The sequence below is a fragment of the Sinorhizobium terangae genome (assembly GCF_029714365.1).
In the GTDB taxonomy this organism is placed as follows: Bacteria; Pseudomonadota; Alphaproteobacteria; order Rhizobiales; family Rhizobiaceae; genus Sinorhizobium; species Sinorhizobium terangae.
In genome coordinates, this window is sequence record NZ_CP121660.1 from 634,429 (window position 1) to 646,867 (window position 12,439).

The 12,439-nt window shown below is 63.1% G+C and carries 13 protein-coding genes and 1 pseudogene; all 14 read left to right on the plus strand.

From position 1 onward, the window contains the following. Positions 1-154: 154 nt before the first annotated feature. Positions 155-271 (plus strand): annotated as a pseudogene (locus QA637_RS21675) (GntR family transcriptional regulator); the annotation flags it as partial. 249 nt (positions 272-520) lie between these two features. After that, positions 521-1,846 carry an ABC transporter substrate-binding protein gene (locus tag QA637_RS21680; protein ID WP_167528425.1) on the plus strand — a complete coding sequence of 442 codons (1,326 nt, stop codon included), beginning with the start codon at positions 521-523 and terminating at the stop codon, positions 1,844-1,846. A gap of 81 nt (positions 1,847-1,927) precedes the next feature. Then, positions 1,928-2,896, plus strand: a complete 969-nt coding sequence (locus QA637_RS21685) for a carbohydrate ABC transporter permease (protein WP_283066836.1) — start codon at positions 1,928-1,930, stop codon at positions 2,894-2,896. After that, positions 2,893-3,846 carry a carbohydrate ABC transporter permease gene (locus QA637_RS21690; protein WP_283066838.1) on the plus strand — a complete coding sequence of 318 codons (954 nt, stop codon included), beginning with the start codon at positions 2,893-2,895 and terminating at the stop codon, positions 3,844-3,846. Before QA637_RS21685 ends, QA637_RS21690 begins: the two co-directional genes overlap by 4 nt. After that, positions 3,843-4,055 (plus strand): hypothetical protein, encoded by a 213-nt coding sequence (locus tag QA637_RS21695; RefSeq protein ID WP_153443183.1) that lies wholly within the window; start codon positions 3,843-3,845, stop codon positions 4,053-4,055. Before QA637_RS21690 ends, QA637_RS21695 begins: the two co-directional genes overlap by 4 nt. 3 nt (positions 4,056-4,058) lie before the next feature. Continuing rightward, the gene (locus QA637_RS21700; protein ID WP_283066840.1) at positions 4,059-5,156 is read left to right on the plus strand and encodes an ABC transporter ATP-binding protein; all 1,098 of its coding nucleotides are present in this window, start codon (positions 4,059-4,061) and stop codon (positions 5,154-5,156) included. Continuing rightward, the gene (locus QA637_RS21705) at positions 5,149-6,156 is read left to right on the plus strand and encodes an ABC transporter ATP-binding protein (protein ID WP_153443181.1); all 1,008 of its coding nucleotides are present in this window, start codon (positions 5,149-5,151) and stop codon (positions 6,154-6,156) included. Before QA637_RS21700 ends, QA637_RS21705 begins: the two co-directional genes overlap by 8 nt. Positions 6,157-6,195: 39 nt before the next feature. Next, positions 6,196-7,830, plus strand: a complete 1,635-nt coding sequence (locus QA637_RS21710; RefSeq protein ID WP_283066842.1) for a dihydroxyacetone kinase subunit DhaK — start codon at positions 6,196-6,198, stop codon at positions 7,828-7,830. 68 nt (positions 7,831-7,898) lie between these two features. Then, positions 7,899-8,513, plus strand: coding sequence for a dihydroxyacetone kinase subunit DhaL (dhaL, locus tag QA637_RS21715; protein WP_380786762.1), 615 nt, complete (start codon positions 7,899-7,901; stop codon positions 8,511-8,513). Further along, positions 8,510-8,908, plus strand: coding sequence for a dihydroxyacetone kinase phosphoryl donor subunit DhaM (dhaM, locus tag QA637_RS21720; protein WP_167528423.1), 399 nt, complete (start codon positions 8,510-8,512; stop codon positions 8,906-8,908). The genes dhaL and dhaM overlap by 4 nt, the downstream gene beginning before the upstream one ends. Continuing rightward, the gene (locus QA637_RS21725) at positions 8,908-9,252 is read left to right on the plus strand and encodes an HPr family phosphocarrier protein (protein WP_153443195.1); all 345 of its coding nucleotides are present in this window, start codon (positions 8,908-8,910) and stop codon (positions 9,250-9,252) included. Before dhaM ends, QA637_RS21725 begins: the two co-directional genes overlap by 1 nt. Beyond that, a complete protein-coding gene (ptsP, locus tag QA637_RS21730; RefSeq protein ID WP_153443178.1) occupies positions 9,236-10,849 on the plus strand; it encodes a phosphoenolpyruvate--protein phosphotransferase in 1,614 nt (537 codons plus the stop codon). Before QA637_RS21725 ends, ptsP begins: the two co-directional genes overlap by 17 nt. After that, positions 10,850-11,260: a hypothetical protein gene (locus QA637_RS21735; RefSeq protein WP_014330605.1), complete on the plus strand. Its 411-nt coding sequence runs from the start codon at positions 10,850-10,852 to the stop codon at positions 11,258-11,260. It begins immediately after the preceding gene. A 115-nt stretch (positions 11,261-11,375) separates the two neighbouring features. Next, positions 11,376-12,371 (plus strand): dihydroxyacetone kinase subunit DhaK, encoded by a 996-nt coding sequence (gene dhaK / locus QA637_RS21740; RefSeq protein ID WP_153443177.1) that lies wholly within the window; start codon positions 11,376-11,378, stop codon positions 12,369-12,371. Positions 12,372-12,439 lie beyond the last annotated feature (68 nt).

A 12,439-nucleotide genomic window follows, 5' to 3' on the forward strand; every position in this document is an offset into this window, starting at 1 on the left:
GCCGCTCGGCGCCGCAGCGCTTACCAACATTCGGACCGCGGAAGATCGTGGCCTTTCGCGATGAGGGATTGATAAGGGCCATTATCAACGGGAACATGCGATGACTTCTACGTTCGCCGTTCTAAGCTTGCAGCGAATACATGCCACTGCCCACCGCATCGTCACGGCGATCCTTCGCGCCGATGCCGAAGGTGCGGGCAAGGCCGCCTATTGGCACATCTCGAACGTCAGCGACGCAAGCACGGTTTTCGTGAGCCATAATAAGGGCTGACCGCAGCCGTCCCTTTCTGCGACATTTATCATCGGCTGAGTTTCAGGGAAAAATAGCGGCCGCCGCCGGCACATTTGACGTTTTCTCGCTGCCGATGCTGCATCGCAGCGACGAATTGCACTTGATGTGTTTAGTAAAATGTATATCACTAAACAAATTGCTCAACATGAGGGAGTATGGCTTGGGCATGTGAGCAAGGGAGAATTTTCCGAAGCCGGCGTCGGTCGGTTCTGTATCTGGGAGGAATACATGCGGAAGGTGACGAAGGCCCTGATGGGCATGTCGTCGGCACTCGTGCTGTCGACGGCGATACCGGGAATGGCGAAGGCTGATGAATTGACGCTATGCTGGGCAGCCTGGGATCCGGCGAATGCGCTGGTAGAACTCTCCAAGGATTTTACCGCAGCGACCGGCACCGCGATGAAGTTTGAGTTCGTGCCGTGGCCGAATTTCGCCGACCGCATTCTCAACGAGCTCAATTCGGGCGGCAAGCTCTGCGATCTCCTGATCGGCGACAGCCAGTGGCTCGGCGGCTCCGCCGAAAACGGGTACTACGTGAAGCTCAACGATTTCTTCGACAAGGAAGGGATCAAGATGAGCGACTTCGCCGAAGCCGCGGTCAATGCCTACTCCACCTGGCCGAAGGGTACGCCGAACTATTGGGCGTTGCCGGCCATGGGCGACGCCAATGGCTGGTTTTATCGCAAGGATTGGTTCGCCAAGCCCGACTTGCAGGCCGAGTTCAAAGGGAAGTACGGTCGTGACCTCGGCCCGCCGCAGACCTGGGACGAACTGAAGCAGGTCGCCGAATTCTTCACCGGTCGCGAAATCGATGGCCAGAAGGTCTATGGCGCGGCGATCTTCACCGAACGCGCCTCCGAGGGCATTACCATGGGCGCGACCTCGGCGCTCTATCCCTATGGCTTCAAATACGAGACGACACCGGGCAAATACGATATGGACGGCGCGGTCAATTCGCCCGACTCCGTTGCCGGCCTCGAGGCCTATAAGGCGCTTTACAAGTGCTGCCAGCCGCCCGGCTATACCGACAGCTACATGGGCGAGGGGCTCGATGCCTTCAAGTCCGGCCAGGTGGCGATGGCGATGAACTGGTTCGCCTTCTTCCCGGGCCTCTACAAGGACGAGAAGGTTGGCGGCGACAAGATCGGCTTCTTCGTCAATCCCAAGCAGAAGGTCGCCGCCTCGACGCTCGGCGGGCAGGGGATATCCGTCGTGGCCAACACCGACAACATGGACGGCGCACTCGCCTACATCAAATGGTTCGCCCAGCCCGATGTCCAGAAGAAGTGGTGGGCGCTCGGCGGCTACGCCGTGCACAACGCGGTCCTGAACGATCCGTCTTTCAAGACTAGCCAGCCCTTTGCGGCCGATTTCCTCGTCGCAATGAACCAGGTGCAGGACTTCTGGCAGGAGCCGTCCTACGCGATCCTGCTGCAGGCCATGCAGAAGCGCCTGCACGACTATGTCGTCGCCGACCAGGGCACGGCGCAAGAGGCACTCGACTCTCTCGTCAACGACTGGAAGGAAATCTTCGAGGACGAAGGCAAGCTCTAGGCTCCCCTCGGCAACGGCCCGGCTGCGAAAACCGGGCCGTCGGCCTCGAACCCGATCCTTCCTAGAATTCAGGTGACGTCAGTGACCGATGCCCCTTCGACCATTGCGGAGCGATCCGCCGACGTGCTTGCCCGCGCGACGCCGACGACGATCGCAGTTCGGGTGCGCGGCCTTTCGGACCGCGCCATCGCCTGGCTCTTCATAACGCCGACGATCGCCTTGCTGCTTGCGATCAATATCTTCCCGCTGATCTGGGCGGTCTATCTGTCCTTCACGAATTTCCGCGCGAACCGCCCCAACGCCGAGGTCGAGGGCGTCGGCTTACGCAACTACCGGCGAGTGCTGAACGATCCGGACATCTGGATCGCCATGCAGACGACCGCGCATTTCGTCTTCTGGACGATCCTGCTGCAGACCGTCATCGGCTTCGCGCTCGCCTATCTGATCGACCGCAAGTTCCGCGGCCATGCCTTCTGGACGACGGTCATCCTCATCCCGATGATGCTGTCGCCGGCGGTGGTCGGTAATTTCTGGCGGTTCCTGTACCAGCCGCAGATCGGCCTCTTCAATTATATCGTCTCGTTCTTCACGGGCATTCCGCCGTCATCCTTCGAGATGCTCGGTTCGGTGACCTTGGCCCCCTGGGCGATCATCATCGTCGATACCTGGATGTGGACGCCTTACGTCATGCTGATCTGCCTCGCCGGCCTCAGATCCATTCCGGACTACATCTACGAGGCGGCCGAGGTCGATCGCGCCTCCACTTGGCGGCAATTCTGGTCGATCACCGTGCCAATGGCCTTGCCCTTCATCATGCTCGCCGTGCTCTTCCGCGGCATCGAGAATTTCAAGATGTTCGACATGGTGATGCTGCTGACGGGCGGAGGGCCTGGTTCGACCACCGAGGTTGCGTCGATCACGCTGAAGCGCGAAGCCTTCGAAAGCTGGCTCACCGGACGGTCTTCTGCCTTCGCGATCATTCTTTTCGTCGCCGTGTTCGGCCTCGCCAACATCTACGTCAAAGCGCTCAACAAGGTGAAACAGCGATGAGTTCGGTCAATACCGCCCACTCCGTGGTCGAGCCGACGCCGACCGCCAAGCGCATCGCCGGCACGATCGTCATCCTCTACGCGCTGGTGACGATGATCCCGCTCGCCTGGATCTTTCTGACGAGCATCAAGTCGCCGCCGGATTCGATCAGCTATCCGCCGAAGGTCGTCTTCACGCCGACGCTCGAGGGCTTCTGCAACCTCTTCACGACGCGGACAAGGCAGACACCGGACTATATCCAAGCGCTGCCGCCGCCGACGGGAACATGCGACGAGATCACGCGCAGCCGCAACATGGTCATCGCCGGCCCCTCGAACTATTGGCCGCGCTTCGGCAATTCGCTCCTTATCGCCTTCGGCTCGACCTTCCTCGCCGTTTCTCTGGGAACGCTTGCGGCCTATGGCTTCTCGCGCTTCCGCGTGCCGCTCGCCGACGATTTGTTATTCTTCATCCTTTCGACCCGGATGATGCCGCCGATCGCGGTCGCGATTCCGATCTACCTCATGTATCGCCAGTTCGGACTTTCCGACACGGCACTTGGCATGATCTTGCTCTATACCGCCGTCAACGTCTCGCTTGCCGTCTGGTTGCTCAAGGGCTTCATCGATGAAATCCCGCGCGAATATGAGGAGGCGGCGATGATCGACGGCTACACCCGACTGCAGGCCTTCTGGAAGGTCGTGCTGCCGCAGGCGACGACCGGCATCGCCGCGACCGCGATCTTCTGCCTGATTTTCGCCTGGAACGAATACGCCTTTGCGGTGCTGCTCACCTCGGGTTCGGCACAGACCGCGCCGCCGTTCATACCGACGATCATCGGTGAGGGCGGGCAGGATTGGCCGGCGGTTGCCGCCGGTACGACCATCTTCCTGGTGCCGATCCTCGTCTTCACCATCATCCTGCGCAAGCAGTTGCTGCGCGGCATCACCTTCGGAGCGGTCCGCAAATGACGAACACGCGAGAACCGACCCGTGCAGCCAAGCAGAGGCGGCCGTTGTTCCTCAGGCGCGGACCGATGGAAAACATCGCCACGGCGCTGATCGCCGCTGGCTTCCTGATGCTGTTCCAGCCGTTCCTGCTGGCCCTCTACACCTACTCGCTGGCCATGCTCCTGACCGGAACCGTCATGTTCATCATCGTCTCGAAATTTCCGGAGTAAGCGATGTCCGAGATCAAGATCGTAAACCTCCGCAAGCAGTTCGGTGATTTTGTCGCCGTCGAGGATTCGAGCTTCACGGTCCAGGACGGCGAGTTTCTGGCGCTGCTCGGGCCTTCGGGCTGCGGCAAGACGACGACGCTGCGGATGATCGCCGGGCTTGAGCTGCCGACCAGCGGCAAGATCTATCTCGGTAACGAGGACGTCACCTTCAACCGGGCGAGCGCCCGCGACATCGCCTTCGTCTTCCAGCTCTTCGCGCTTTATCCGCACATGAATGTGCGCCGGAACATCGGTTTCCCGCTCCTGTCGCAGGGCGTGCCGAAGGCGGAAATCCGCGCCCGCGTCGAGGAGACCGCGAAGCTCTTGAGGATCGATCATATCCTCGACCGCTCGGTTTCCGGCCTTGCCGGCGGCGACCGCCAGCGAGTCGCGCTCGGCCGGGCGATCGTCCGGCGTCCGAAATGCTTCCTGATGGACGAGCCGCTCGGCACACTCGACGCGGAATTCCGCGAGGTGATGGTCCATGAACTACGCGAACTGCACAATCGCATCCATGCCACGACCGTCTACGTGACCCACGACCAGCACGAGGCGATGGCGATGGCCGACAAGATCGCGGTGATGAACCATGGCGTCATCGAGCAGTTCGGCACACCGCAGGAAATCTACAATCGTCCCGCTTCGATGTATGTCGCCGACTTCATCGGCTCGCCGCCGATGAATTTCATGCGCTTCAGTTCGGGGCTCAGGCGGGGGACGCGGTCGATCGTCCTTGACGGTCACGAAGTCGCCGTGCCGGAGGTGGGGGAGGACGTGGCGCCGGGCGAAATGGCGCTCGGCGTCCGTCCGGAACATATCCGCTTCAGCGATCGATCGCCCATCCGCGGCGCTGTCTATGGCAGCGAATATCTCGGCACCAACCAGATCGTCGCCGTGGAGACCGCCGCCGGCATCGTCAAAGCACGCGTTTCGGCGGACCGCAGTTTCAGTCTCGGCGAGACCGTCGGGCTCGAATTCAATCCGGCAAAGCTCGCCATCTTCGACTGCGCCTCGGGCCGGGCGATCGCCTCCTCCCTCTATGCGGGGGCGCGCCATGTCTGAGGTCGTTCTTCACCGTATAGGCAAGACCTTCGGCGACACGGTCGCGGTCGAAGATCTGTCGCTGACCATCAGGGACGGCGAATTCGTCGTCCTCCTCGGGCCGACGGGCGCCGGCAAGACGACGACCCTGCGTTTGATCGCCGGGCTCGAAAGACCGGATTGCGGGCGGGTGACGATCGCCGGTCGCGATGTCGACCGGCAATCGCCGGCCGAGCGGGACGTGGCCTTCGTCTTCCAGCAATATTCGCTTTATCCGCATTTGACCGTCTACGACAATCTCGCCTTCCCCCTGCGCTCCCCGGCTCGACGGTTGAATAGTGACGAGATCGATCGGAGGGTGCGCGAAGTCGCGCGCATGGTTCGGATCGAACACAAGCTCCAAAGCCGCTCGACGCGGCTTTCGGGCGGTGAGATGCAGCGCGTCGCGATCGGCCGCGCGCTCGTTCGCCGGCCCGCAATCTATCTGATGGACGAGCCGCTGTCGTCGCTCGACGCCAAGTTGCGCGCCGAACTCCGGCTGGAACTGAAGCGCATCCAGAAGGAGCTGGGCTCCACGCTGCTCTATGTCACCCACGACCAGGTGGAGGCGATGACGATGGCCGATCGCATCGGCATCCTGTCCGAAGGGCGGCTCGTGCAGATCGGCACGCCGCGGGAGATCTACGCGGACCCGGCCAATCTGCACGTCGCCGCGCGTCTCGGCCAGCCGCACATAAACCTGCTGCCGACCGATCTCCTTCCGGGCGCGGCGCCCCCCTCGGGCGCCAGCACGATCGGTGCACGAACCGAACATCTGCAGATTGCGACGAACACCGCCGGCAATGCCGAGGTGGACTGGATCGAGCACCTTGGCGACCAGAACCACCTGCACATCCGGGTGAAAGGCCATAAGCTCGTGACGCTTGCCGATCCTTATCTCGCCATCAAACCGGGCGACCGGATCAACCTCACGCTGAGACAGCCCCTATATTTTGGGTCGGACGGCGAGCGGCTGCGCTGACGCCACCGCGATCAGTCGACATAAGATTGGATGACAACGATGAAGCACTTTTTCAACCGCAGGGAAAACATCGTCACCGAAGCGCTGGACGGCTTGCTGCAGACCGCGCCGGCCGGCAACCTCGCGCGTCTCGACACCTATCCAGATATCAAGGTCGTCCTGCGCGGGGATTGGGACAAAGGAAAGGTTGCCGTGATCTCGGGCGGGGGTGCCGGCCATGAGCCGTCGCATGCGGGTTTTGTCGGCCGCGGCATGCTGACGGCTGCCGTCTCCGGCGAGATCTTTGCCTCCCCGAGCGTCGATGCGGTGCTGACAGCGATCCGCGCGGTGACCGGGCCAAAGGGCTGCCTGCTGATCGTCAAGAACTACACCGGCGACCGCCTCAACTTCGGACTCGCAGCGGAAAAAGCGCGCGTCGAAGGCTTTCGCGTCGAGATGGTGATCGTTGCCGACGACATCGCGCTGCCGGATATCGCCCAGCCGCGCGGCGTCGCCGGAACGCTCTTCGTGCACAAGATCGCCGGACACTTCGCCGAGCAGGATGCGGATCTCGAGACCGTTGCCGCTGCCGCCCACGCGGCCGCGCGCGACATCGTTTCGCTCGGCGTGTCGCTGTCCTCCTGCTCCATTCCCGGCCAGGCGCATGTGGAGCGGCTCGAGGCGGCCGAGGGGGAGCTGGGGCTCGGCATCCATGGCGAACCCGGCGCCGAAAGGATCGCCTTGCAGGAGGTGCGCAGCATTGTTGCTATCATGTCCGAGCGGCTTTCTCGAGCTTTGCGAGGAGATCGCCACTATGCGCTTCTCATCAACAATCTTGGTGCTGTGCCGCCGATCGAGATGGGATTGATCGCCCACACGGTTCTTTCATCGTCGCTCGCTGAGCGCGTGAAGCTGACGATAGGCCCGGCGCCGATGATGACGGCGCTCAACATGAACGGCTTTTCGCTTTCCCTGATCCGACTCGACGACGAGCGTGAGGCAGCATTGACTTCGCTCGTCGGGCCGCATGCCTGGATACCCGCCGTCGAGCGGCATGATGTCTCCGTTCTGCCGGTGACTACCGTGCCCGCCACTCCGTCCGTAGCGGCCAGTCACGATCCGGTGGCCGATCGGCTGATCGCGGCGATCTGCGATCATCTGCTCTCGTTAGAGGCGGAGCTCAACCACCTCGACGCCCGGGCCGGTGATGGCGATACCGGCTCAACCGTGGCGACAGGTTCGCGCAGCGTTTTGGCGCAAATCGAAAGGCTGCCGCTGAAGGACATCGCCGCGACGCTCTCGTCGATCGGCAGCATTCTCAGCACAAGCATGGGCGGCTCGAGCGGCGTGCTTCTGTCGATCTTCTTCACCGCCGCCGCAAAGGCCTATTCGGACACGAAAGACATGGCGGGCGCGCTTCTGGCGGGACTCGAACGGATGACCTTCTACGGCGGGGCGGCCGTCGGCGACCGCACGATGGTGGATGCTCTGGATCCGGCGCTGCGCGCGCTTAGGGCGGACGGTCTTGCCGCTGCGGCGTCCGCGGCGCGTGCCGGCGCCGATGCAACCCGGGCGATGAAGAAGGCGAAGGCCGGCCGCGCTTCTTACATCGGCGAACGGGATCTCGACGGCGTACCGGACCCGGGCGCCATGGCGGTGGCCGCGGTCTTCGAAGTCGCAGCCGGTCTTCGTTAAGCACATGCTCTAACGATGGCGACCGATCGCGAGTATGATCGGGGAGGGGTTGAAAGAAGGTGTCCGAGGTGCCGGCAAACGCAGCGCTCATAGGCGGGTTGATCGAGGCCTGTCGCGAGGTGATTGCCGCCAATGCCGATCATCTGTCGGAACTCGACAGGGCGATCGGCGACGGAGACCATGGCACCAACATGCGTCGCGGCCTGGAGGCGGTCTATGCCGAGCGAAGCCGTCTCGCAGAGCTTCCACTGCCAAAAGCACTGGAGGAAACCGGCCTCACGCTCGTCATGAGCGTCGGCGGGGCGGCCGGTCCGCTCTATGGGACGCTGCTGATCGAGATCGGCCGTCACTTGGCGGGTGCGAACGGGCAGATCGACTTTGCACGCGCATTCGAGCATGCCATCGATGCCGTCGCCCGTCGTGGGCGGGCAAGCGCCGGCGACAAGACGCTGCTCGACGTGCTTTACCCCGTGCATGCCGAAGTGGTAAGGCGCGCGGGATTGGCGGGTATCGCCGAAGAGGCGGAACGGGCGGCAAGCCTCACTTTCGGCATGAAGGCGATACGCGGGCGCGCCGCCTTTCTCGGCGACCGGTCGGTCGGACATGTCGATCCCGGCGCGAAGAGTTGTGCGCTGCTGACGGCGGCGATCTGTCGTTTCTTGGAGGAGCAATGTCCGGCATGAGTCCGAAATCCGCAAATGTGGGCATCGTCATCGTCTCGCATTCTCCGCTTGTTGCCGAGGGGGCGGCCGACATGGTGCGCCAGATGGTCGGCGATTGCGTACCGCTCGCCTGGTCCGGCGGGAACGCCGAAGGTGGCCTCGGTACGCATGCAGCCGGAATAATGGCAGCGATCGAACGCGCCTGGTCGGATGCGGGGGTCGCCGTCTTCGTCGATCTCGGCGGGGCGGAGACCAATAGCGAAATGGCGATCGAAATGCTCGGGGAACCGCGTTCCGCACGAGTGATTATTTGCGATGCGCCTCTGGTCGAGGGGGCGGTGATGGCCGCGGCCGAGGCATCGGGCGGAGCGGCACTCGCCCGCGTCGTGGCAACCGCGGAGGAGCTGTCGCCGTGATGGACAACAGGTCGCGACGGGAAACGCCGGAGGCAGTCGATACGCACGGTTACTGCCAGGCGGAGATCGAGGTGACGCACGGCTTCGGCCTGCATGCTCGTCCGTCGGTCATCTTCACGCGGCTTGCCAAGTCGTTTCCCTGCACCGTCGAGATCGAGGTCAACGACAGCAACGTCTGGCTGAACGGCAAGAGCATCGTCAAGATCATGGGGGCGAGGATTCGCACGGGCTCGATGCTGAAGATCCGCGCCCGAGGTTTGCGCGCCGCAGAAGCAATCCATGCCCTCAAGGCGCTTGTCGAGAGCGACTTCGATGAAGAAAAAAAGCATGGCCGAAGCGGTTGAAATCGCCGGAATCGCCGCCTCTCCCGGCGTGGGGCTCGGGCCTGTTCATCGCGCCGCCGATGTCACGGCAGAGGTGCTTGCGCTACGCGACACCGTGGCCGCGGAGCGCGACAAGCTGCGGCAGGCCATCGCCACTGCCGTTGCGGAGCTCCGGGCTCTCGCGGACCGGTCGGACGAGGAGAGCGCCGGCATTCTCGATTTCCAGATCGAGATGCTGCTCGATCCGGCTCTCGTCGAAATGGCCGAGGACCGGATCGTCGCCGGAGATGGCGCCGCTCTCGCTTGGGTCGGGGCACTCGACGACTATATCGCCGGTATCGAGGAAGCGCCCGATGAGCAGCTGCGCGCCCGCGCGGTCGACGTCGTCGATATCCGCAATCGCGTCGTGAGCGCGCTCACGGGCCTTCCTTTGGAGGATTTCGCGTCGGGTTCGGTCTTCGTCGGGAAGGACCTTGAGCCAAGCCGCTTCCTCGCGCATGACTGGACCGCCGGCGGCGGCATCGTCCTCTTTGAAGGCAGCGTTTCAAGCCACGTGGCGATGCTTGCACGCGGTCGCTCGGTGCCCATGGTCGTGGCGACGGGGCGGTTCGAAGTGGCGGACGGCGCGCGCGTGCTCGTCGATGCGAATAACGGCCGAGTCGTTATTGCGCCCGACGATGGGCATGTTCGCGAGGCGAAACCAAAAAAAGCTGAAGCACGGCCGATCGCCGCGCGCCGCGCCGGCGGAGTGGTCGAAACCGCCGACGGCGTTGCGATCCGGCTGTCCGCCATCATCAACGATCCACTCGAGCTCAAGGCCATTAATCCCGCGTCCTTCGCGGGCATCGGTCTGATGCGGACCGAATTTCTGGTGGCTTCATCCGCGGATGCCGTCAACGAGCAAAGGCATTACGACATCTATCGGCATACATTGGAATGGGCCGGCGACGCGCCGGCGATCGTGCGCATGCTCGATCTAGGCGGCGACAAGACATTGCCGGGTCTAGGGGCCAGGAAGAGTGAATCCTTCATGGGCCTCAGAGGCACCCGGTTGCTCCTGGCACGGCCGGAGCTTGCCCGCGCCCAGGTGCGCGCGCTGTTGCGCGCCGCCGTGCACGGCAATCTTGGCGTCCTCCTGCCGATGGTAACTGTTCCAGACGAGCTCGACGCGATGCGGACCTACTTCGAAGAGGAGCGCGCCGTTCTCTTGGGGCGCGGGGTGGAGGCGCGCATGCCGGAGATCGGTATGATGGTGGAGGTTCCGGCGGCGGCGCTGATGCTCGAGCAATTTTCGCACTCGGCTTTTTTCTCCTTCGGCACGAATGATCTGGCGCAATATCTGATGGCTGCCGCAAGAGACGACCAAAGCGTGGCCGCGCTTTACGACGCCGCCACGCCGGCCGTCCTTAGGGTGATCGCCCAGTGCGTGGGCCTTGCCAAGGCGATGAAAAGACCGATCGGGATCTGCGGCGAGATCGCCTCCGACCCCCGACATATACCGGCGCTCATGGCCGCGGGCCTTCGCCACTTCTCTGTGGCGCCCGATCGCGTGACTGACATACGATCGACAATCAGCGGCTTGTGCACGGACGGCCAGGCGGCGGCGGAGATGAAATGAATGTCGCGCGAGACGGTTGAAGACCCCATCATCGCCTACAAGACGATCTTGGCGCAGATTATCGACAATCGGCCGTCAGGAACCCGTCAGCGCCTCGCCGAGGCACTCGGCAAGCATCGCAGCTTCGTCACTCAGGTGACGAGTCCGGCCTATTCGACCCCGCTGCCGGCGCGCCACCTGGCGACGATTTTCCGCGTCTGCCATTTCAGCCCGGGCGAGCAGGAGCGCTTTCTTCAGGCCTATCAGTCCGCGCACCCCGGCAAGCTGCCGGATTTCGCAAGTGCGGAGAAGCTGCGCCAGCTCTCGCTGATCGTTCCCGATCTCGGCGATGAAAAGAAAAACCGCCTGTTCGACGAAGCGATCGAGGAACTCGTCCGCAATATGGCGAAACTGGTCGGAACGATGGATTAGAGGGTCGCGATGTGTTTCAGTATGTCGCTGCCTCCGGCAGAACCCTCTATGTTCCTGTCCGATCGAGCGGCGATTTGCGCAAGGCAGGAAAGCACGGCGTCGTGGGAGGGGCAGGATGAAGAAATTCATGAACCGAGCCGAGACGCTGGTTACTGAGAGCCTGGCGGGCCTGGTGGCGGCCCACGAACGGCTGGTGACCTTCGGCGCCGACGGGAAGTTCGTTCGCCGGCGCAGCCTTCGGCCGGGCAAGGTCTCGCTCATTTCGGGCGGCGGCGCCGGGCACGAGCCGATGCACGTCGGATTTGTCGGGAGAGGTATGTTGGATGCCGCGTGCACCGGGCATGTCTTCACTTCTCCGACGCCGGACCAGATCATTGCCGCGATCCGGGAAACGGACGGGGGCGAGGGGTGTCTGCTCATCGTCAAGAATTATGACGGCGACGTCATGAATTTCGAGATGGCCTCCGAGTTCGTCGCGGCGGAGCACCGGATCGCCACCGTCGTGGTGCGCGACGACGTCGATCCCGGCGGGTCGAAGCGCAGCCAAGGCAGGAGAGGCGTTGCGGGGACCCTCGTGGTAGAGAAGCTGCTCGGGGCGGCGGCGGAGGCCGGCTGGCGGCTCGATGAACTGAGCGCGCTCGGCGAGAGCCTGAACGGTCGCATCCGCACGATGGGAGTTTCGCTGCGTGGTGTTACCGTGCCCGACACGGAGCGGGAGACGTTCGTTCTGGCTGAAGATGAAATGGAGATCGGGGTAGGCATTCACGGAGAGCCGGGGCGCGCACGGGTCAAGTTCGCCACGGCCGACGAAATTGTGGAAACTATGCTCGAGGCAATCTTGGGCGAGCTGGTATCGGAACGTGACGAAAAACTCCTCATGTTCATCAATGGCTACGGTGGTACACCGGCGTCGGAGCTTTACCTCGTATACAATACTGCGAAAGCGCAGTGCGAGCGCCTCGGCCTTACGATCGCCCGGTCGCTGGTCGGAACCTACGTGACCTCGTTGGACATGGCGGGCCTGTCAATCACCGTCGCGCGTCTTGCGGACCGAGAGCTTTCGCTGTGGGACGCGCCGGTCGACACGGCGGCGCTGCGCTGGGGAGATTAATTTATCTTTCCTCTCTGCGCGCCGCAGCCCGACATGGGCACGCTTCGTGGCAGCATGATGTCATTGCT